Origin of the sequence: Streptomyces scopuliridis RB72, from assembly GCF_000718095.1 — a bacterium.
GTDB classification, from domain to species: domain Bacteria; phylum Actinomycetota; class Actinomycetes; order Streptomycetales; family Streptomycetaceae; genus Streptomyces; species Streptomyces scopuliridis.
Genome location: NZ_JOEI01000011.1, coordinates 138,432 through 159,087 on the forward strand (window position 1 = coordinate 138,432; position 20,656 = coordinate 159,087).

22 protein-coding genes and 1 pseudogene are annotated in these 20,656 nt (G+C 71.2%); 13 read left to right on the forward strand and 10 right to left on the reverse strand.

The features are described from left to right. The first annotated feature begins 192 nt into the window (after positions 1-192). On the forward strand, positions 193-672 hold the full coding sequence (locus IF11_RS0116140; protein ID WP_030352295.1) for a nuclear transport factor 2 family protein: 480 nt from the start codon (positions 193-195) through the stop codon (positions 670-672). Positions 673-863: 191 nt separating this feature from the next. Continuing rightward, positions 864-1,682 carry a lipase family protein gene (locus tag IF11_RS0116145; protein WP_030352296.1) on the forward strand — a complete coding sequence of 273 codons (819 nt, stop codon included), beginning with the start codon at positions 864-866 and terminating at the stop codon, positions 1,680-1,682. Positions 1,683-1,754: 72 nt separating this feature from the next. Here IF11_RS0116145 and IF11_RS0116150 read toward each other — a convergent pair whose 3' ends face one another. Further along, entirely contained in the window at positions 1,755-2,111 is a 357-nt protein-coding gene (locus IF11_RS0116150; protein WP_030352297.1) for a PRC-barrel domain-containing protein, read from the reverse strand. A 207-nt stretch (positions 2,112-2,318) separates the two neighbouring features. On the opposite strand from IF11_RS0116150, the gene IF11_RS0116155 reads away from it, so the two are divergent. Next, on the forward strand, positions 2,319-3,380 hold the full coding sequence (locus tag IF11_RS0116155; RefSeq protein ID WP_030352298.1) for a fatty acid desaturase family protein: 1,062 nt from the start codon (positions 2,319-2,321) through the stop codon (positions 3,378-3,380). A 49-nt stretch (positions 3,381-3,429) separates the two neighbouring features. After that, complete coding sequence (locus IF11_RS0116160) at positions 3,430-3,918, forward strand: GNAT family N-acetyltransferase (protein WP_030352299.1); 489 nt, start codon at positions 3,430-3,432, stop codon at positions 3,916-3,918. A 24-nt stretch (positions 3,919-3,942) separates the two neighbouring features. Here the strand turns inward: IF11_RS0116160 and IF11_RS0116165 are convergent, their stop codons facing one another. The 4 genes from IF11_RS0116165 to IF11_RS0116180 form a co-directional block, all read right to left on the reverse strand. Further along, the gene (locus IF11_RS0116165; RefSeq protein WP_030352300.1) at positions 3,943-4,314 is read right to left on the reverse strand and encodes a VOC family protein; all 372 of its coding nucleotides are present in this window, start codon (positions 4,312-4,314) and stop codon (positions 3,943-3,945) included. A gap of 109 nt (positions 4,315-4,423) precedes the next feature. Next, positions 4,424-5,107, reverse strand: a complete 684-nt coding sequence (locus IF11_RS0116170; RefSeq protein WP_051745969.1) for a phosphatase PAP2 family protein — start codon at positions 5,105-5,107, stop codon at positions 4,424-4,426. Next, positions 5,104-5,745, reverse strand: a complete 642-nt coding sequence (locus IF11_RS0116175) for a phosphatase PAP2 family protein (RefSeq protein WP_420894559.1) — start codon at positions 5,743-5,745, stop codon at positions 5,104-5,106. The genes IF11_RS0116170 and IF11_RS0116175 overlap by 4 nt, the downstream gene beginning before the upstream one ends. Further along, on the reverse strand, positions 5,742-6,449 hold the full coding sequence (locus IF11_RS0116180) for a DedA family protein (protein WP_030352303.1): 708 nt from the start codon (positions 6,447-6,449) through the stop codon (positions 5,742-5,744). Before IF11_RS0116180 ends, IF11_RS0116175 begins: the two co-directional genes overlap by 4 nt. Before the next feature lie 125 nt (positions 6,450-6,574). On the opposite strand from IF11_RS0116180, the gene IF11_RS0116185 reads away from it, so the two are divergent. Together IF11_RS0116185 and IF11_RS0116190 are read left to right on the forward strand one after the other, a co-directional pair. Then, positions 6,575-6,949, forward strand: a complete 375-nt coding sequence (locus IF11_RS0116185; protein WP_030352304.1) for a BlaI/MecI/CopY family transcriptional regulator — start codon at positions 6,575-6,577, stop codon at positions 6,947-6,949. Then, complete coding sequence (locus IF11_RS0116190) at positions 6,946-7,899, forward strand: M48 family metalloprotease (protein ID WP_030352305.1); 954 nt, start codon at positions 6,946-6,948, stop codon at positions 7,897-7,899. Before IF11_RS0116185 ends, IF11_RS0116190 begins: the two co-directional genes overlap by 4 nt. A 199-nt stretch (positions 7,900-8,098) precedes the next feature. Here the strand turns inward: IF11_RS0116190 and IF11_RS0116195 are convergent. Further along, positions 8,099-8,506: pseudogene (locus IF11_RS0116195) on the reverse strand (hypothetical protein); the annotation flags it as partial. A 352-nt stretch (positions 8,507-8,858) separates the two neighbouring features. Here IF11_RS0116195 and IF11_RS0116200 point away from each other — a divergent pair. Both IF11_RS0116200 and IF11_RS0116205 read left to right on the forward strand, forming a co-directional pair. Continuing rightward, positions 8,859-9,767, forward strand: coding sequence for an SRPBCC family protein (locus IF11_RS0116200; protein ID WP_078490719.1), 909 nt, complete (start codon positions 8,859-8,861; stop codon positions 9,765-9,767). Between the two features lie 215 nt (positions 9,768-9,982). Continuing rightward, the gene (locus tag IF11_RS0116205; protein WP_240627718.1) at positions 9,983-11,083 is read left to right on the forward strand and encodes an acyltransferase family protein; all 1,101 of its coding nucleotides are present in this window, start codon (positions 9,983-9,985) and stop codon (positions 11,081-11,083) included. 86 nt (positions 11,084-11,169) lie between these two features. On the opposite strand, the gene IF11_RS0116210 is transcribed toward IF11_RS0116205, so the two are convergent. Beyond that, entirely contained in the window at positions 11,170-11,625 is a 456-nt protein-coding gene (locus IF11_RS0116210; protein WP_030352309.1) for a tellurite resistance TerB family protein, read from the reverse strand. A gap of 177 nt (positions 11,626-11,802) precedes the next feature. Here IF11_RS0116210 and IF11_RS0116215 point away from each other — a divergent pair, with 177 nt between their 5' ends. Continuing rightward, a complete protein-coding gene (locus IF11_RS0116215) occupies positions 11,803-12,543 on the forward strand; it encodes a dienelactone hydrolase family protein (RefSeq protein ID WP_030352310.1) in 741 nt (246 codons plus the stop codon). 39 nt (positions 12,544-12,582) lie between these two features. On the opposite strand, the gene IF11_RS0116220 is transcribed toward IF11_RS0116215, so the two are convergent. Continuing rightward, a complete protein-coding gene (locus tag IF11_RS0116220) occupies positions 12,583-13,461 on the reverse strand; it encodes a UbiA family prenyltransferase (protein ID WP_030352311.1) in 879 nt (292 codons plus the stop codon). A 188-nt stretch (positions 13,462-13,649) separates the two neighbouring features. Here IF11_RS0116220 and IF11_RS0116225 point away from each other — a divergent pair, with 188 nt between their 5' ends. From IF11_RS0116225 to IF11_RS0116235, 3 genes are all read left to right on the forward strand, one after another. Beyond that, a complete protein-coding gene (locus IF11_RS0116225) occupies positions 13,650-14,702 on the forward strand; it encodes a type III polyketide synthase (protein WP_030352312.1) in 1,053 nt (350 codons plus the stop codon). A gap of 75 nt (positions 14,703-14,777) precedes the next feature. After that, positions 14,778-15,302: an isoprenylcysteine carboxyl methyltransferase family protein gene (locus tag IF11_RS0116230; protein WP_030352313.1), complete on the forward strand. Its 525-nt coding sequence runs from the start codon at positions 14,778-14,780 to the stop codon at positions 15,300-15,302. Then, positions 15,299-16,324 carry an NAD(P)/FAD-dependent oxidoreductase gene (locus IF11_RS0116235; protein WP_030352314.1) on the forward strand — a complete coding sequence of 342 codons (1,026 nt, stop codon included), beginning with the start codon at positions 15,299-15,301 and terminating at the stop codon, positions 16,322-16,324. Before IF11_RS0116230 ends, IF11_RS0116235 begins: the two co-directional genes overlap by 4 nt. 49 nt (positions 16,325-16,373) lie before the next feature. Here IF11_RS0116235 and IF11_RS0116240 read toward each other — a convergent pair whose 3' ends face one another. After that, on the reverse strand, positions 16,374-17,630 hold the full coding sequence (locus IF11_RS0116240; RefSeq protein WP_051745970.1) for a DUF4032 domain-containing protein: 1,257 nt from the start codon (positions 17,628-17,630) through the stop codon (positions 16,374-16,376). A gap of 161 nt (positions 17,631-17,791) precedes the next feature. Next, on the reverse strand, positions 17,792-19,534 hold the full coding sequence (locus IF11_RS0116245; protein WP_030352316.1) for a TIGR03767 family metallophosphoesterase: 1,743 nt from the start codon (positions 19,532-19,534) through the stop codon (positions 17,792-17,794). A gap of 538 nt (positions 19,535-20,072) precedes the next feature. Here IF11_RS0116245 and IF11_RS0116250 point away from each other — a divergent pair. Then, positions 20,073-20,630, forward strand: coding sequence for a DUF6630 family protein (locus IF11_RS0116250; RefSeq protein WP_030352317.1), 558 nt, complete (start codon positions 20,073-20,075; stop codon positions 20,628-20,630). The last annotated feature ends 26 nt before the right edge of the window (positions 20,631-20,656 follow it).

Sequence of the window (20,656 nt, forward strand, 5' to 3'; positions counted from 1 at the left end):
GCCGGTCGGGGGGTGCTCGGTGCGGGGTGTCGGCTGGCAGGGACCCTAGCGGTCACCGCCTATGTGGTCCAGACCAATTGGACGAATGATCGTCGAGTTTCGGCCACCTCGACCGGCTCGGGCGATGGGCGCCGTACCCGTGAAATCGCCAGGCGCTGACGGGGCGTCGCCTGCTAGGAAGTGGCGATGGAGATGACCACGGACCACCTCGGCCCCCTGGAACGTCTGCTCGCGGAGCGGGCGTGCGAACGTCTGATCACCGAGTTCATCCGCCGGCTCGACCTCGGGGAACCGGGCACGGTCGCCGACCTGTTCACGCCCGACGGGGTCTGGGAGTGGGCTCATGACGGCCGTCGGGTGGAAGGGCGCGACGCGCTCCGCGCCTACTTCGGCTCCCGGCCCGCGGACCGGCTGTCGCGCCGGATGAGTACGAACGTCCTCGTCACCGTGGACTCCCCGACCACGGCCACGGCCCTCTCGTACTTCGCGACCTATCGGGTCGACGGCTACACCGAGGGCATCGTCCCGGCCCGGCCACCGGCGAACGTCGGCCATTACGAGGACACCTTCCGCAAGGTCGGGGACGAGTGGCTCCTCGCCGCCCGGTCGCTGTTCCTGCCCTTCGGGGGACCGACGGAGCGTCTCGACGTTCCCCGGCGGCCGGTGTCCTGAGGACGCCGACGGCACGAGCCCGGCGGCAGCCGGGGTGCGGAACGCACGCGGGAGCGGCGAGCCGGTACGCCCCGCGCGCTCCCGCACGCCGCCCGTGCGGGTGAACGCGGGCCTGTGGCGGGTCCGGAGAATGATCAATCATCGGACCCGTCACCTCACGCCCGTGTTCACGTACGCCCCGGAGGTCCGCCATGCCCGTCGCCCCGCTCGACCACCAGACGACCGGCTATCAACTGGCCCATGCCTACTGGCTGGCGAAGGCCGCGGAGCTGGCCTACCAGGACGAGGACGAGGTGCGGACCGTCCTCGCCGGCTGGGGGTTCGGCCAATTCCGGCACGTCGAGGCCCGCCATGAACTGCCGTTCCCCCTGGAGGACACCCAGGCGTACGTCGCCGCCAGCGACCGGATGATCATCGCCGCGTTCCGCGGCACCCAGCCGCTGGAGATCCGTGACTGGCTGACCGACGCCAACACCCCGCCCGTGCCGGGACCGGGCGACAAGGGTTTCGTCCACTTCGGCTTCCACCGGGCACTCGCCTCGGTGTATCCGGACGTACGGTCCGCCATCGAGAAGTTCCGTACCGGCGGCCAGACGGTGTGGTTCACCGGGCACAGCCTGGGCGGCGCCCTCGCCATGCTCGCCGGCGGCCGGCTGTACTTCGAGGAGCCGCGGATCCTCGCCGACGGTATCTATACGTACGGACAGCCCCGCACCTGCGACCGGCTGCTCGCCGCCGCGCACAACACCGCGCTGAAGGGCCGCACCTACCGCTTCGTCAACAACAACGACATCGTTCCGCAGGTCCCGCCGGCGCCGGTCTTCACCCATGTGGACCACGTCAAGTATTTCGACGCCGACGGCGTACTCCACGACCGGATGCCGCTGATCGACGGGCTCAAGGACCGGATCAAGGGGCGTACCGCCGATCTGTTCGCGCCCGCCTCCGACGGAATTCGCGACCACTTCATGCCCGCGTATCTGGCGAATATCGAGAAAAACCTCGCCTGATTCCCCAGCGGCCCCCGGCGCGCGGCGCGGCACATACTCCCTGTGGCGGCACCGCGCCCCGCGGCGTCTTTTTCAGCGGCGGCCGAGCCGGCGCTCGCCCTGCGCGCCGGTCGCGTAGGGCAGTCCGTAGTGCGAGAAGATCCGCGGTTCGTCCTCGGCGAGCAGCTCCCCGTCGGTATCGATCGACGGGGCGTCCTTGGCGAGTTTCCGGTCCCACGGGACCTTCAGATAATTCGGTCCGACAGTGGCCGCGGCCAGCGGGACAAAGACCAGCCGCCGTTTCGTGGGCAGACCGATCGTGACCGTGGCGAACGACGGGGCGTCCGTCGCGGTGTCGACGTAGATGGCTTCCAGCGAGCCGATCTTCCGCTTTTCGGCATCGACCACAGCATGGCCGCGCCACTCCCGGATGTCCTCAGCTTCGAACATGAGCAACTCGCCTCTCCTCTGCTTATCCTCTGCTTATCCGTATGTTCATGGCAGTACCCGGCGGGGGCATCGGACCGATGCCGACCGCGTCCGTATCCGCCGTTCGGGGATGGCGGACGGTTACACTCGAAAAACATTCCCGGTCGGTGTACGAAATTCACACAGCCGGCTCAAGACGGTCGTGATCGACCCGAAAGGCGTGGCTGAATGCCGATCCATCCCTCAGGTGAACCCGCGGTTCTCGAAAAGCGGCGGGAAGCCGGCAGTGATTTCGCCTGCCTGGCCAGGAAAATGACCGCGGCCGGTCTGATGCGCCGGCGTCCCGGGTACTACCTGGTGCGGATGTCACTCATCGCCGCGTGCTACGCGGCCGGCTGGGCGGCCTTCGCCCTCCTCGGCGACAGCTGGTGGACGCTCGCCGTCGCCGCGTTCCTCGCGGTCGTCTTCGGACAGGTCGCCCTCGTCGCGCATGACGTGGGGCATCGCCAGGTCTTCCGGCTGCGCCGGGCCAGCGCCTGGGCGGGCCGGATCGCCGGGAATCTCGGTATCGGCATGGGATACGGCTGGTGGCAGGACAAGCACTCCCGGCACCACGCCAATCCGAACCACGTGGAGCTGGATCCGGACGTCGAGCCCGACGTACTGGTGTGGACCCGCGGTCAGGCGCGCGCGGCCAAGGGGCTGCCCCGGCTGATCGGCGGCTCGCAGGCCTATCTGTTCTTCCCGCTTCTCGCGCTGGAGGGCATCAACCTCCATGTGGCCGGGGTACGGGCGCTGGCGGACCGTTCGCTGAAGCAGCGGCGCCAGGAGGGTCTGCTGCTCTTCACCCACTTCGCGCTCTATCTCGGCGCGCTGTTCGTGGTCCTGCCGCCCGGCAAGGCGGTGGCCTTCCTCGCCGTCCACCAGTGTCTGTTCGGCCTGTACCTGGGCTCGATCTTCGCCCCCAACCACAAGGGCATGCCCACCCTGACCGGCGACGACCGCCCCGACTTCCTGCGGCGCCAGGTCCTCACCTCGCGCAATGTGCGCGGCGGCTGGTTCACCGATCTCGCGCTGGGCGGGCTCAACTACCAGATCGAGCACCATCTCTTCCCGAGCATGCCCACCCCGCATCTGCGCCGGGCGCAGCCCGTCGTCCGGCGCTACTGCCAGGAGCTCGGGATCGACTATCTGGAGACGAGTCTCCTCACCTCCTACCGCCAGGCGCTCAGAAGCCTGCACGACGCGGGCGCCCCACTGCGGTCGGCCGTGGCCGTCACCAAGGCGTGAGCGGGAAAAGTACTGGTGGGTGCGCGGGGCGTACGGGCATCCTGGCCGCATGTTGATCAGGGAAGCCACCACCGAGGACTGGCCCGCCATCTGGCCGTTCTTCCACCGGATCGTCGCCGCCGGCGAGACCTTCACCTACCCCCTCGGGCTCAGTGAGACCGACGGGCGCGACATGTGGCTCGTCGCGCCTCCGAACCGTACCGTCGTCGCCGTGGACGACGGGGGCACGGTCCTGGGCACGGCGAAGATGAACCGGAACCACATGGGCAACGGCTCGCACATCGCGAGCGCGAGCTACATGGTCGACCCGGCGCACGCGGGGCGCGGGGTGGGCAGGGCGCTCTGTACGTACACGATCGACTGGGCCCGTGCGGCGGGGTACCGCGCGATGCAGTTCAACGCCGTCGTCGAGACCAACGTGCACGCGGTGAAGCTGTACCGGTCGCTCGGCTTCGAGGTACTGGGCACGCTCCCGGAGGGCTTCCTGCACCCGGCGCACGGCTATGTCGGGGTGCACATCATGCACCGCGCGCTCTGAGAGCGCTTCTCCGAACGAGAGGCCCTAACGGTCCTGGAGCACGGACAGGATGTTCCCCGCCGGGTCCGTGAACCACGCGATGTACGGGCCGCCGCCCCGGAAGATGCCCTTCTCGTCCGCTTCCATACCGGGGTAGCGCTCGAAGGTCACGCCGCGGCGGCCCAGTTCGTCCACCGCCGTGTCGATGTCGTCCACCGGGAAGTTGAGAATCGTGAACGACGCGGGTGTGTGACCGGGCTTCGGGTAGACGAGCACGGCGGCGCCGCCCGCGAGACGCAGACGCAGCAGGCCGTGCTCCTCTTCCACCTTCAGTCCCAGCGTCTCGCCGTAGAACTGCCGGGCCTTCTCGATGTCGTCCACGGCGAATCCGCTGAACGCTCTGCTGTTGCCGAACATGACGGCCGTCCTTCCTCGATAAAGGCTGTCGAAGAGGTAGACGCCCGCGGCGTCCGGGACTCATCGGCCGTTCCGGCGGCCGATACGGCGAGCGCTTACGGGCACACGCTTACGGATGCGGCCGTCGGGCCGGGATGAAGGACGCGCCCAGGCCGAGCCAGGTGGCGGCGTAGAGCCATCCGCCCACGACATCCGTGGCCCAGTGCACCCCGAGATAGATCCGGCTCAGCCCCACGGCGACGGCCCAGCAGACGAGGAGCGCGATGAGCACGCCTCTCAGCCATCCGGGGATCGCGTGGGACCGGCGGCCGAGGCGTACGAGGCCCCAGATCAGCAGACCCGCCGCCAGCGCCGATGTGGTGGTGTGCCCGGAGGGGAACGCGTAACCGGAGGCATGGGTCAGCCAGTCCGCCATCGGTGGCCGGGGACGGGCCACCGCCGCCAGGAGGCCATAGCGGGCGGCCTGCCCCGCGAGGAGGAACACCAGCGCGCCGGCCGCCGCCAGCAGCCGGTGCCGCGGATCGCGGCCGGCGAGCAGCCCGGCCACGACGGCGCAGAGATAGGGGTACGGCCCGGTGCCGCTCGCTGTCACGGCCCGCGCCGCCGTGACGCCCGCCGGGGACGAGCGGTGCCCCAGCGACCAGTCGAGCGCGTCCGTGTCCAGTGGGAACGGGGCGCCGCTGCGGCCGGTCACGAGCACGGCCAGCAGGGCGAAGGCCGCGGCGCAGAGCGCGGTGACGGTCAGCGGCGCCGTACGGACGGCTCTGCGGACCGGCGGTGCGGCACGGCTCACCGCCGGGCCACCAGCGGGCGCAGCGGGGTGTCATGGAGCCGTTCGGCCAGCGGAGCGGTACGTCGCGCGAGGCTCATCAGCGCCCAGGCCACGACCGTCCCGACCAGCAGCCCGAGGACGACATCGTGCGGGTAGTGTGCCCCGACCCAGACCCGTGATCCGGCCATCAGCAGCGCGGCCGGGACCGCGACGGCCGCGAGCGCGCGGTCGACGAACAGCAGCGCGACGGCCGCCGCCGCCGCGATCGCGGCGTGGTTGCTCGGCAGCGACCAGTCCCCCAGCGGAGGGCAGGCCTCGATGGTGATGGTGTGCAGCGTCTGGCAGGGCCGCTGCTCCCGCATCACCGACTTGAGGGCCAGTCCGGCGACGTATGCCAGGACCAGTACGAGGGGCGCGGCGAGCGCCATGACGGGCCGCGCCGAGAAGCGCGGGGCCGCGGCCGCCGGCCGGGCGCGCCACCACGCGGCCAGCAGGAGCGCGCCGAAGAAGACCAGACCGTACGTGGACCAGAGGGAGACGGCGGTGTCCAGCCAGCCGGGCGAGTGGTCCGCCAGGCCGGTCACGGACCTGTACAGGCCCTCGTCGAACCACCGGTCCTCGGACGCGGACGCCGTCCCCGCCCACGCGCTCGCCGTCAACGCGCCTCCTCGGGGGACTCGGACACGGATCCGGCGGCTCCGGTCCCGGCCGGGGATGTGCCCGCCCGGCGCGAGCGCAGTACCTCCAGGGCCAGCGGAATGAGCGAGATGATCACGATCACCGCGACGATGGGCAGCAGATAACGGTCGACGTTGGGTACGGACGAGCCGAGCGCGTATCCGGCGAGCACGAGACCGACGGTCCAGACCACGCCGCCGAGGACCTGCCAGAGCGTGAAGAGGCGTGCGGGCACGTTCAGGGCGCCGGCCAGCGGGTTCAGCACGGTGCGTACGACCGGGACGAAGCGGGCGAGCACGATGGCCTTCGCGTGGCCGTACCGGTCGAGCAGTTCCTCCGCGCGGGCCGCTCCCTCGTGGAGCTTGCGGGCGCGGCTGCGCGCCAGCAGCGCCCGGCCGCCCCGTCGGCCGATCCAGTAGCCGGTCTGCGCGCCCAGCAGCGCTCCGAGGACCGAGGCGATCAGGACCTGCGGGAGCGAGAGATGCGAGGTCCCGTTCGCGCCGGAGACACAGAGCAGCCCCGCGGTGAAGAGCAGCGAGTCCCCGGGGAGGAAGAAGCCGACGAGGAGGCCGGTCTCGGCGAAGAGGACGAAGGCGATGCCGAGGGCGCCGAACGCGGAGAGCAGTGATCCCGCGTCGAGAAGGTTCACTGCCTGCGGCATCGTCGCGAGGGCGGATACGTCCATTGAAGGGCTGCTCCCATAATGGTGGACGGAGGATGGACAGAGGTGTCCCGCTGACGATCTGATTGACTACAGTTCTGTAGACGGTCTACTTCACTGTAGACGAAGAGAACGGGAGGAGCGTTCCCATGGGCGACGACGGCGCGGAGCGGCGGCCGGCGGGGGAGCTGGAAGCCGGTGTGCTCGCCGCGCTGTGGGCGGCCGAGGAGCCGCTCACGCCCGGACGCGTCCAGGAAGCGCTCGGTGGATCGCTCGCCCGCACCACCGTCACCACGATTCTGTCGCGGCTGTACGAGAAGGGCAGTGTCACGCGCATCCGATCGGGGCGCGGCTACGCGTACTCCCCGACCGAGGACGCCCCCGGGCTGACCGCCCGCCGTATGCACTCCGAGCTGGCGAAGGACGAGGACCGCAGCGCGGTGCTCGCCCGCTTCGTCTCCCAGCTCAACGACGAGGACGAGCGGATGCTGCGCTCCCTGCTGGACGGCGGAGAGGCCGGATGACCTACCTCGTACTGATCCCGCTGCTGATGCCCTTCCTCGCGGCGCCCGCCGCCTGCCGGGTCGCCGCCGTTCTCCCGCCGCGCCGCGCGGCCTGGCTGCTCACCGCCGCCGCGCTGGTCCTGGCCGTCAGCAGCTCGGCGGCCCTGGTGCTGCTGGTCGTGCCGGGCGCGTCGTATCTGCCCGCCGTCGCCGTCCTCGGTGAACTCGCCGAGCCGCTGACGGCCGGACCGCCTCCGGTGACCATCGCGCTCGCGCTCGTCGCCGGGGCGCTGCTGGTCTGGCGTACGGCGGCCCTCACCGCCGCCGCGCGGCGCGACCGGGCGGAACTGCGCCGGGCCAGGACCGTCACCGGCGGTACGGACGACGAGCTGGCGGTGGTACGGGACGACCGGCCCGACGCGTACGCGCTGCCGGGGCGCCCCGGCCGGATCGTCGTCACCACGGGCATGCTGCGCGCTCTGGAACCGCCCGAGCGTGAGGCGCTGTTCGCCCATGAACGCGCCCATCTGCGTGGCCGTCACCATGTCCTGCTCGCGGCGGCGGAGCTGGCGGCGCTCTGCCACCCCGCCCTGCGCGCGCTGCGTGAGCCGCTCGGCTACGCGCTGGAGCGCGCCGCGGACGAGGCCGCCGCGGCGGCCGTCGGCGACCGGCGTCTGGCCGCCCGTGCGATCGGGCGCGCCGCGCTGGCCGCCCGCGGTGTGCCGGGCCTGTCCGGGGCGGTCAGGCCCCGCACCGTACTCGCGGCGACCGCGGGCCCCGTGCCCCGGCGGGTCGCCGCGCTGCTCGGCACCGGCGCGAGCGGCCGGCCCGCGCTCACGCCCCGGACCCGCCGCCTCGTCGCGGGCGCCCTGCTGGTGTGCCTGACGCTGTCCGGCGTCTCGGCCGTGGGGGCGGCGAGCGACCTGCACACCCATATCGAGATCGCGCAGGGAGAGAACCCCGAGCGCTGACCGGCGGCGCCGTCACCGATAACCCGGGATTCCCCCGTAATCCGCCCTACCGGTATATCCGGCCGAACTCCAAGGTGTCCCCGAAGGAATCATCACCCCCGATCCTCCGGCCCGGATCGCCGCCGTGTCCTCGGTACTCGTGGGCGGAGGCCGGCGCGGAAGCGACCAGCGGGCGTTCCCGGCGAAGCGGCTCCGGCAGGGCTTCCGGTGTGATCAGAGCCGGCAGCGCGCGGTCCATACGCAGCGCGTCCACCGATTCCGCCAGCAACTCGTATTCCGTGGTGTCGTCGCGGGTGGCGACACGGATGAGACGCCCGGCCGCCAAATGCTCGGCGACCATGTCCTGATGGGCCGTGTCGTCCCGCCAGGTCCGGAGTGTCGTCGGTACGTCCGGCACGCTCTGCGCCACCGGAGTGAGCGCGGCGGCCGGAAAATGTTCGCTTTCCGGGCTGGGATCGAGCCGTTCCGCGATCCAGGTCGCGCGATCCCGCAACCACCACAGTGCAAGTGCCAGAGTGGGAGCGCGATATGTTCCCAGCGGAACGCCGATACGCTGTCCACCGCTGATTCCGTACGCGGTGACATGGCACAGGAATTCGTCATGCACGGCCGCTCTCCTTGCGCCGTTCCGTGGGCCTGATGGCCTGGGCCGCAGTGCTTTTGCAGTGACGTTGCGCGGGTGCCGTCGGGCGCCGTGGCGGAGCGATTTCCCGGGGGAGTGGAAAACGACCCTGGAATGCCCGAACTTCCAACTATGAAGCCTTTACTGACGTCCTGTCACGACACGGATCCGGCCAGATTCGGAGCGTAATCGCCGCCCCGTATGGCGGAAATTTCATGACACCGCGCCGCGATGGAGCGTCCATTGCCCTGGGGTCATATGCCAGCATCTGCGGGTACCGCGCGACGCCGGCCTCGCCGGGGTCCGGCAGGTCTCGACGCGATGGAGGACACCCCTCATGAACACGAACCCGCACGACGGCACCCCGTACGACCACACCTGGCACGACATCTCCCAGGACGACACGCTCACGACCGCCCCCGACGGCCGGACCGCCCTGCGGATGGAACGCAGGCTCCCGCACCCTCCCGAGAGGGTCTGGGCCGCGCTCACCGAACCCGCCGCTCTCGCCCAGTGGTTCCCCTCCGAGGTGACCGTCGACCTCACCCCCGGTGGCGCGATGGGCTTCCACTTCCCCGGTGTCAGCGGACCGGGCATGACCGGCACCGTCACGGACGTCGACGAGCCCCGCCTCTTCGCGTTCACCTGGGGCGCCGACCATCTGAGCTGGTCCATCACGCCCGACGGCGAGGGCTCGCTGCTCACGCTCGTCCACACCTTTGACGATCTTCCCGGCGCGGCGAGCTTCGCCTCCGGCTGGCACCTCTGCATCACCGCCCTGGCCCAGCTGCTCGCCGGTGGCCCGGTCACCGTCGGCCGTGACACGGGCGAACTGCACGAGACGTACGTGCGGCGGTTCGGCCTCGGCCGTGGCACCACCGAGCCGGCCGGGGGCGACACCGCCGGTCCGCGGATCCGGCTGGAACGTCAGCTGGTGCGGCCGGCCGCGACCGTCTGGGACGTCCTGTCGGCCGGTATCGAGCCGGTGGCGGGCCTGCCCGTCCCCATCGGGTTCACCGCCGAGAACGTACCGGCGGGCCATGTCGCGGAGGTCCGGGCGCCGAGGTCGCTCACCTACACCTGGCGGCCCGGGGGGTCGGTCACCTGGGAGCTGGGGGAGGGGACGGGGCACGGGGCCCGGCTGGTGCTGACCCAGACCGGTCCCGAGGGCGCCGACGCGGACGCGGCCCTGGCAGCCTGGCGGACCAGGATCGACCAGCTCGCGGCGGACCTTCTCAAGGTCTAGTGGAGGGATCTCCTCGCGGCCTGAGGGGATGTGGCCGGAAGGAGGCCGTGTGGCGAGTGTGTGACGGCTCGGTAGGGGCCGCCCGATCCGCGCCACCCAGGTGGAGAGGCGGCGCGAGCCCTGGTTAGGGTGCCTTGAATGTTTGCCCCTCGTTTTCCCCCCACATTTTCTGTAAGAGGCGTGTTCGCTGATCTGGGTTCCCTCTGGGAGGCCATGTGACGCAGCTCACTGATCAGTCGGTACGGGTCACGGCGACCGCGAAACCGGCGGAAGCCGCGTCGGCCGCGCCACCGGCCAAGAAGCGGGACGCGTTCTTCGACAACGCCAAGTTCCTGGCGATCGTGCTGGTCGCGATGGGACACGCGTGGGAGCCGCTGCGGGACGGCAGCCGGGCGGTCTCGGCGCTCTACATCGTCGTCTACACCTTCCATATGCCGGCGTTCATCATCATCTCCGGCTATTTCTCCCGAAGTTTCGACTTCCGTCCCGACCGGGTGCGCCGGCTGATCACCGGCATCGCCGTGCCGTACATCGTGTTCGAGGTCGCCTACAGCCTCTTCCGCCGATGGGCCGCGGACGATCCGTCCATGCGGATCACCCTGCTCGACCCCTGGTATCTGACCTGGTTCCTGCTCGCCCTCTTCGTCTGGCGGATGACGGCGCCGATCTGGCGTCTGGTGCGGTGGCCCCTCCCGGTCGCGCTGGCGATCGCCATGCTCGCCACCCTCTCACCGGACATCGGCGACGACCTCGATCTCCAGCGGGTCCTGCAGTTCCTGCCGTTCTTCGTGCTCGGTCTGCGGCTCAAGCCCGAGCACTTCCAGCTCGTCCGCCGCAGGGAAGTACGCCTCCTGGCCGTTCCGGTCTTCGCCGCCACGGTCGTCTTCGCGTACTGGGCCGTCACCCGGATGAACATGGCGTGGTTCTTCCACCGCGACAGCGCGCAGGAACTGGGCGCGCCCTGGTGGAGCGGGATTCTGATGACGCTCGCCCTTTTCGGCTGCTCCCTCGTACTGACCGCCTGCTTCTTCGCCTGGGTTCCCGGCCGCCGTATGTGGTTCACGGTGCTGGGAGCGGGCACGCTCTGCGGCTATCTGCTGCACGGATTCCTCGCCCAGAGCGCGAGCACCTGGGACTGGTACGACGCCGACTGGCTGCACCGGCCCATGGGCGCGGTGTTCGTCACCGTCCTCGCGGGCGTGGTCGTCACGCTGCTCTGTACGCCACCGGTCCAGCGGCTCTTCCGCTTCGCGCTGGAGCCCGAGATGGCATGGGCGTTCAGGACCGACCCCGCCGGGCGGCGCGGAAAGAGCTGAGCGAGGACGCCAGGGGACCTGGACGTACGACCGCGGGGCGGTGGCCGACGGCCACCGCCCCGCGCGTATCCGACCGGTCGGCCGGATCAGAGGTCGAACTCGTGCGGCGGCAGGTCGAGCGCGAAGCAGGCTTCGCGGACCACGGCCTGCTCCGTCTTGTCGAAGTCGCCGTCGGCGCCGCCGATGACGATGCCGATCTGGATGACGGCCCGTGCCTCGACGGGCTTCTTCCTGGCCTTGCCCACCTCCTGGAGGACGCCCACCTTGCCGAACGCGAAGTCGGCCGTCAGCTTGTTGAGATAGTCGTCGAAGCGGCGCTGGAGGTCTTCCGCGGGGAAGTTCCGCAGCACCTCATTGGTGGCGATCAACGAGGCGACCCGCTGGCGCTCGGCGGGGTCGACGGAGCCGTCGGCCGCGGCGACCAGCGCGCACATCGCCATGCTCGCGTCGCGGAACGAGCCGCTCTTGAGGTCGTTCTTCTTCGCCATGAGCTGCGTCTGCATCGTCGCGGCGGATTCCTTGAACCGGTCCCACAGGGCCATTCCGTCATCTCTCCTCAGGTGTCACACAGAGCCACTCCGACAACGCGCGAGACCGCCGCAGCGTGCCCGTCGGGTGGACCCGGGCGCGGTCCGGAGAGGCGTACACCCGCCGGACGCCCCCTTTTCATACGATCGCGAGGTCGCCCCGTCACCGCACCAGAGCTGGGAGCACCCGCCATGGCCACCGAGCCGATCGACTCCAACGACTCCACCGCGCCCACCGAATCCACCCTGCAGAACGTCTCGTTCCCGAGCGCGGGAACGACCGCGTACGGCTATCTCGCCGTACCGCCCGCCGGACACGGCCCCGGCGTCATCGTCATCCAGGAGTGGTGGGGCCTGACCGCCCACATCAAGGACATCGCCGACCGCTTCGCACGGGCGGGATTTGTCGCGCTCGCCCCGGATCTGTACGGCGGCCGGGTCGCCCATGACTCCGGCGAGGCGCTGCGCATGATGGGCGAACTGCCCACCGAGCGGGGCGTCGAGCTTCTCTCCGGCGCCGTCGACTATCTGCTCGCGCGGCCCGAGACGGACGGCGACACGATCGGCACCGTCGGCTTCTGCATGGGCGGCGGATTCGTGCTCAGCCTCGCCGCCAAGGACCAGCGGATCTCCGCGGCCGTACCGTTCTACGGCGTCAACCGGGACGGAGTGCCCGACTTCTCGAACCTCAAGGCCGAGATCCTGGGCCACTACGGCGAGGACGACGACACCGTTCCGCCGTCGTCCCTCAAGGAGCTGCGTACCGCGATCGAGTCCCAGTCCGGGATCGTTCCGGTCCTCCATCTCTACTCGGGGGCGGGCCACGCCTTCTTCAACGACGGCCGCCCCGAGGCGTACCACGCCGCATCCGCCGCGCTCGCCTGGGAGCGTACGATCGCCTTCCTCCGCGACCGGCTCGGCGCCTCCGGCTGACGCCGTACCGCGGTCGACGCAGGGTCCGGCCGAGCCGGGTCAGCTGAGCGCGGCCCCCTGCCACAGCAGCAGCCCGACATCGGCGCCCGCGACCACGATCGCCGCGAGGAACGGCGCCTTGGGACGGTGGCGGCCCAGCAGTGAGCCGCCGACCGCCGTGATCAGCGCCAGGGCGACGGCGACGGCACCGAGCGCGCCCACTCCGCCGAGCGCGAGCAGGACCGTCGCCGCCACCAGCGGGGCCGGCAGCAGCAGCCGCACCGCGGCCGGCCCCAGCCGCTGCGGCCAGCCCCGTACCCCCAGGGCGAGATCCGCCTCGATGTCCGGCAGCACATTGCCGAGATGGGCGCCGACCCCCACCAGCGCCGCGGCGGTGACGATCCACCAGTCCGGCCGGGGCTGTCCCGGCAGACCGAGCGTCACAAAGGCGGGCAGGGACGCGAACCCGATCGCGTACGGCAGCCACGACAGCACCGTCGCTTTCAGCCGGACGTTGTACAGCCAGGCCGCGGCCACCCCCAGCAGATGCACCACGCCCGCGAGCGCCCCGTACGCCAGCGACAGCGGAACGCACAGCGCCAGCGCCGTCAGGGCCGCGGCCCGTACGGTACGCACGCCGACGGCCCCGCCCACCACGGGCTTGGCGCGCCGGCCGGCCGCCGTGTCCCGCGCCGCGTCGACGGCGTCATTGCTCCAGCCGACCGACAACTGCCCCGTCAGGACGGCGGCGGTCACCAGCAGACAGCCGGACGCGTCCTGCCCGGCGGCCACCGCGAGCCCCGCGACCAGCAGCGTCACCGCGACCGTGGGCCCCGGATGGCACGCCCCCAGCAGCGCGGCCAACTGGCGCGGCCACCCTCCGGGCGCCCCGCCGAGCGGCCTACGCACGGTGCTCCCCGCCTGCTCGGTAACGTCCACGCGCCCATCGTAGGCAGCCCCACCGACAGCGGGCGGTCCGTCACGTCCGTACGGCTCCCGACGCCGGACCGCCCGTCATGGCGCGGTCGTGAAACCGACCCTGAGGGGCCGTACAGGCGACTTCGTGTGTGGCACGACCGAGCGGGGGCAGGGATTGCACGTCAGTCGCCCCCGACCTCGGACCGCAGATGACTCGCATCGCAGCCGTCCATGGAGCCCTGGCTCCGCATCGGTACGCCCAGCACGACATCACGGACATGGTCGCCAAGACCTGTCTGCCCGCAGGTGCCGACCGGCAGGTACTCGACCGGCTGCACCGCGGCGCCCGCGTGGACACGCGCCATACGGCACTGCCACTCGAACAGTACGACGGGCTCAAGGACTTCGGGGCCGTGAACGACGCCTTCATCGCCGGGGCGCTACCGCTCGGAGCCGAGGCCGTCGGCGGGGCACTCGACGCGGCGGGGTTCTCCCCGCGCGATGTCGATCTGCTGATGTTCACCTCGGTGACGGGTATTGCCGCGCCGTCCGTGGACGCGCGCCTCGTCGGGCGGCTCGGACTGCGCTCCGACGTGAAGAGAGTGCCGGTCTTCGGGCTCGGCTGTGTGGCGGGGGCGGCGGGCATCGCGCGGCTGCACGACTATCTGCTCGGGCGGCCCGACGATGTGGCCGTCCTTCTCTCGGTCGAGCTGTGCTCGCTCACCTTCCAGCGCGACGACGTCTCGTCCGCCAACCTCGTCGCCACCGCGCTCTTCGGGGACGGCGCCGCGGCCGTCGTCGCCTGCGGCCCCCGGCGCCGGCCCATCGGCCCCGTCGTCGTCGAAACGCGCAGCCATCTGTATCCGGACACCGAGCAGGCGATGGGCTGGGACATCACGGGCTCCGGCTTCCGTATCGTTCTGGACGCGAGCGTTCCGGAGCTTGTCCGCAAGAACCTCGCCGCGGACGTCGCCGGATTCCTCGCCGACAACGGGCTGACGCGCGAGGACATCACCGCGTGGGTGTGCCATCCCGGCGGGCCGAAGGTGCTGGAAGCCGTCGAAGAGGTGCTGGAACTGCCCGCCGATGCCCTCGACATGACCTGGCGTTCGCTGGCGGCGGTGGGGAATCTGTCGTCCTCCTCCGTACTGCATGTACTGCGTGACACGCTGGCCGAGCGCCCGCCACCGCCCGGTACGTACGGGCTGCTGCTGGCGATGGGGCCCGGATTCTGCTCCGAGCTCGTGCTGCTCCGCTGGTAGGGCCGGCGGCGTCGGCAAAGAGCGACAGGAAGAAGAGACAGAGGGACGGGGAGAAGAGAGGGAGGGACGGGAGACATGATCTGGTACACCGCGCTGGTACTGGCCGTGGGCGCGGAGCGCGTGGCCGAGCTTGTCGTCGCCCGCCGCAACGCGCGCTGGAGTCTGGCGCGCGGCGCCGTCGAGCGGGGGCGGCGGCACTACCCGCCGATGGTCGCCCTGCACACCCTGCTGCTGCTCGGCTGTCTCGCGGAAGTATGGCTGGCCGACCGGCCGTTCGACCCGGCACTCGGCGGGCCGATGCTCGCCGTCGTGCTGGCCGCGCAGGCGCTGCGCTGGTGGTGCATCCGTACGCTCGGCCCGCGCTGGAACACCCGGGTGCTGGTCGTGCCGGGACTTCCGCTGGTGACGGGCGGCCCGTACCGGCTGCTGCGGCACCCCAACTATGTGGCGGTGGCGGCGGAGGGGATCGCGCTGCCGCTCGTGCACGGCGCCTGGATCACCGCGCTGCTGTTCACCGCGTTCAACGCGGTGCTGCTGACGATCCGGATACGGTGCGAGAACCGCGCGCTGGAGTCCGCCACCGCCGGCGCCCGGCCATGATCGATCTGCTGGTGGTGGGCGGCGGACCCGCCGGTCTCGCCACCGCGGTCCATGCCGCGCTGGCCGGCCTGGAGACGGTCGTGATCGAACCCCGCACCACCCCCGTCGACAAGGCGTGCGGTGAAGGCGTGATGCCGAGCGGCGTACGCGCGTTGTCCGCCCTCGGCCTCGACCTCCTCCCGGGCCATCCGTTGCGCGGCATCCGCTATGTCCATGGCACCCACCGGGCCGAGGCGCCGTTCGACGACGGACCCGGGCTCGGGGTGCGGCGCACGGAACTCCACGCCGCGCTGGCACGACGGGCCGCCGAGGCCGGTGTCAGGACCGTGACCGGCCGGGTCGGCGAGGTGGAGCAGAGCGCGGACTCCGTGACCGCGGGCGGGCTGCGGGCGCGCTGGCTGGTCGCCGCGGACGGGCTGCGCTCACCCGTACGGCACCGCCTCGGCCTGGACCTTCCGGACCGGCGGCCCCGGCGGTACGGGCAGCGGCGGCACTACCGGATGAAGCCCTGGACGGACTTCGTGGAGGTGCATTGGTCTTCGTCCGGGCGGGCGGGGGAGGCGTATGTGACACCCCTGGCGGACGATCTGGTCGGGGTGGCCGTCCTGACCACGGCGAAGGGCGGTTACGACGACCATCTGGCCGGATTCCCGCGGCTGCTGCCGCTGCTGGACGGCGAGCCGGTCGGCGCCGTGCGCGGCGCCGGCCCCCTGCGCCAGCGGGTACGCCGCCGCAGCGCGGGCCGGGTGCTGCTCGTCGGCGACGCGGCCGGGTATGTCGACGCCCTCACCGGCGAGGGCATCGCGCTCGCGCTGGCCTCGGCGGAGGCGGCCGTACGGTGTCTGCGGGCCGGCCGGCCGCAGGAGTACGAGCGGCGATGGCGCGCGCTGTCCCGGCGCCACCGGCTGCTGACGGAGGGGTTGCTGAGGGTCGGCGGCCACGCGACGGGAGCCCGGCTGATCGTCCCGGCGGCGGCTCGGATGCCCGCGGTCTTCGCGGCGGCGGTACGCGCTCTCCAGTAAGGCGCGGGGCCAGTGAAGCGCGGGGCCAGTGAGGCGCGGGGCCCCGGAATCAGGGCGAGAGACCGCCCGTCGTGTCCGTCCCCGGAGGCGTCATCGCGTTCACCGTGTGCGGCAGGACGTTCACGAGGTAGTCCGCGATCGTCGCGTCCAGGCCGACATCGCGCCCGGCGGCCTCCGACAGATACCAGCGGTGCTCCAGCACCTCGTGGTAGATCTGCGCCGCGTCCATCTCGCCGCGCATCTCCAGCGGTACGGCCCGTACGGTCGGCCGGAAGACATCGCGGACCCAGCGGTGGGCGAGGACCTCGGGCCGCGCCCCCAGCGGATCGCCGGGCGCGTAGTCCTCCTCGCCGGCCATCCAGCTCTCCAGGTCGTTGAGCAGCCGGCGCGCCTGGTTCTCCTCGGCGTCCAGGCCGGTCAGCCGCAGCAGCTGCCGCTGGTGATGGCCCGCGTCCACCACCTTCGGCAGGAAGGTGACCGTGTCACCCACCGGGGAGCGCTCGATCTGCATCTCCGCGACATCGAAGCCGAGATCGTTGAGCCGGCGGATCCGGCGGTCGATGTAGTGCCGCTTGTCCACCGGATAGACCGACTCGCGCGTGACCTCGTGCCAGAGATCCTCGTACCGCTGGACGATCGCCGCGCCGAACGGCACCGGATCGACGGAAGGGTGCAGCGCGCCCGACGCCTCCAGGTCCATCAGCTCCCCGGCGATGTTCACGCGCGCCAGCTCGATGTCGTAATCGCGTTGTCCCCGGCTCAGGTTCTGCTGGATCTGCCCGGTCTCGGCGTCCACCAGATACGCGGCGTACGCGCCCGCGTCACGCCGGAAGAGCGCGTTGGACAGCGAGCAGTCGCCCCAGGCGAACCCGGCGAGATGGAGTCGTACGAGCAGGACGGCCAGCGCATCCATCAGCCGCTTGACGGTGGTCGGCCGCATCGTCGACTCGAACATCGAGCGGTACGGCAGCGATCCCTTGAGATGCCGTGTGATCAGCGCAGGCTCCAGGGGCGCGCCGTCCGCGTCCACGCGCCCGGTCACCACCGCGACCGGGTCCACGGCCGGGATCCCGAGCCGGTGCAGATCACGCAGCAGACCGAACTCGCGGACCGCCCCGCGCTCGGATATCTCCTTGACCGCCACGACCTCGGGCCCCGCCGAGGCGAAGCGCACGACATGGCGCGAGATACCGCGCGGGAGCGCGACCAGGCACTCATCCGGCCACTGGTCGAGCGGAGTGTTCCACGGCAGATCCAGCAGCACGGCCGGCTGCTCCGGATTGGTCGCGCTGATCTGCAGCGCCATCGTGCCTCCCACGGCGGTCGTCGGGCGGGCACCGGATCCGGAACCGCCCCCGACAGTGTGCCGGGTCGGATGAGCGCGGTCGCGGGCAGGACCGGGGTGGATGGCTGCGCGTCCCTTCCTTGGCGGCGTCATCTGTTGAGCGCGGTGAACGGCCGGCGGTGTCAGCGGCTCAGCAGCAGTTCGGTGTTGCGGTCGGAGGACTTGCCCGCCGGAGCGGTGGTCGAGCCCGGCGCGTTGTGCGAGAGCTCCCGGTAGAGGGCGGCGAGACCGGTCTGCGAGAGATCCTCGAAGTCGGTCCTGTGCGGCGCCGCCGACTCGATCAGCGTGGTGAACAGCGAGAGCGTGCCGTCCCCGTTGTCGGTGATCTCGATGACCCGCGCGAGCTGCGGGAAGTCGATGTGCGAGGCGGTGGAGATCTCCCAGAAGCTGCCGTGCGGAAGGATCGAGTTGCGGTGGCTGTGCCCGTTGACCCAGGCCAGCACATTGCGGTTCCGCTTGAGCAGTGCCAGGACCTCGTCGCCGTGGTGCCGGGCCTCGCCGGGGTGTGCGGGGTCGGGGTGGGTGTTGGTCATCGTCCAGCTGTTGTGATGGCTGAAGATGACGACGTATCCGTCCCGGTGCTCCGCGAGCTTGCGCTTCAGCCAGTTGAGCTGGGCGGTGTTGAGCGAGCCGGTGTAGTGCCCGCCGCGGTCGGTGGTGTCGAGGCTGATGCCGGTGACGTTCTCGCCCATCGGGAACGTGTAGTAGAGCGTGTCGTTGTCCAGATTGGCCGCGGTGTAGCCATGGCCGGCCGGACCGGCGCCCGCCCGGGCCGGATCGAGGTGCGCGGTCAGATACTCGCGCGGACCGAACGGCGCCCGGCGCGGATCGGCGGTGATGGACCGCATCGCGCGCTTCGAGCGGCGCAGCAGGTCGATCAGCTTCGCCCCGTTGGGGTCCCCGCCCTTCGAGAGGAGCTTCAGCAGCTGCTTGGCCTCGGCGTCGGGGATGCCGTACAGCTTCTTCGCACCGACGGCGAACTCCGCGAGGAAACCGGACGGGTCGGCCATCGCGCCGCTCGCCAGGCCGTCGTGATTGCCGACGGTCGAATACCACGGGATCCGCAGCCCCGGGCTGTTCACGGAGCGGATCGCGGCGTCGAGGAACCCGTCGATACGGGGGTAGCCGAGCCGTTTGTCGGTGTCGCGGCGGGAGTCCTCCGGGTGCCAGAACAACCGCTCGTCGGAGTTCTGCACCCCTTCGTAGCGCTGGAGGTCACCGGTGTTGGGGGAGATACGGCCACCGCTCATCACCGTGAGGAACCAGTCCAGTTCCGCCCGGGAGTTGTTGTCGGTGTTGTCGCCGGTCGTCACGGCGAAGGACAGCGGCGCCCCGGTCGCGGGCCCCTCCTTCAGCGCGTTGATCTGCTCGATCAGGGCCACCGCCCCCGGCACGGTCAGCGCTTCCTGAGGCCGCCACCCCGAGAGCTGCTGCGAGCGCAGATACTCGGTGCGCACCGGGTGCTGGACATCCACCAGATGCAGATCGGTGAGCTGGACGAAGGAGCTGAGTACGGTACGCCGCTGGGCGCGGCCGGGCCGCGGGGCCGCGAGCGTCTCGCGGACGACCCTGCGCCAGCCGGGACCGTCGCCGAGCCGCCGGAAGGCCGCGGCGGAGTCGCGGGGCGCGGCCACCGAATCCAGCGTCGTACGGGCCGGGACGGTACGGGTGGGCGTGGCAGAGGCGGCCGGGGTGCGGGGGCTGGGGACGGAGGGTGCGGCGGTTCCGGGCGCGGCGGCCGCCTCCCCGGAACCGCCGCCCGCGCCGAGCGCCAGCCCGATCCCGGCGGAGACGCCGACCGCTCCGGTGGCAGCGAGAAAGGAGCGGCGGTCGACGGCGGTGACTGCGGAGTGTATGCGTGTCATTCTGCGGTCTCCCGAGTGCGAGCGCATCAACAAGCGCGCCGGGGACGGCCCCCTGGCTACTCCTCGATGGTTGACACCGGGCGTGGCCTGCGCGTGAACGACGTTCCAACGGCCAACACCCATCACCACACAGGGATCACCGCGTCGGTGAACCGTCGCCGTGCCCATGGCCACAGGACCGGAGCCGGTCACTCACCGTTCACTCTGCGGGGAAGGCGCGGCCCGTGCGGGGGGTCTTCGAAATTCGTGGGCATACGTCGCGGCGGACCGGGCACACGCACCTCGGAGCCGAGCTCGCGGCCGCCCCCGGCCGCCCGAGCTCTCCCGGCCCCACCGGTGCGTCCCCCCTCGCCGGTGGGGCCGCTCCTCTTTCCGCGGCCTCGCGCGAACAGGCCCGTTGTCAGACCCGCGTGGGAGGGTGTTTCCCGAGCCGGTGTTCCAGCGCTGAACACCTGGATTCCCTGAACCCCGCGCCGGTTCCTGCCCTGAGCCGATCCCCGCGCTGATCCTTGAGCCGACCTCTGAGGAGCCAGTCATCATGACGGACCGTCCCGCCTCCGCCTCCGACCCTGCCGCCCAGGCGCTCACCGCGCTGGCCGAGCTCCTCGCGCCCGGCCGCGCGGCCGTCGCCGAAGAGGTCCTGTTCGCGTACGAGGATCCGGACGCCTACGTACGTACGCATGCCACGCGGCTCGAAGACCGCGGGATCGATGCGCCCATCGAGAACCTCGCGTGGATCGCGCTCGTCGACGCCCTCACCGCCCAGGGGCTGCTGGCCGAGGTCGACTGGAAGGAGGACGGCGACGAGATCAGGCGCCAGCTCCGGGCCCTCGAATCCCGTCCCGCCGTCGACCCGTGGTCCCTCGCCGACCCGGAGAACGCGGACGGCACGGACCCGGTGGCGCTGGACACCGCCGCCTTCCTCAACGACGCAGGGCGGCTCCATCTGGATCTGGGGGTGGCGCTCGCCGTGCTGGACATAGAGTCGGACTGCTATCCGCTGGTCTGCTTCCCGGCCCGGCGGGCGAGTGAGCTGACGCCGCTCGCCGCGCGCGCCGGTTTCTATGCGGCGGTCCTGGGGTCCGACCAGCTCTGAGCCCGTACGCGCTCCGAGCCCGTACG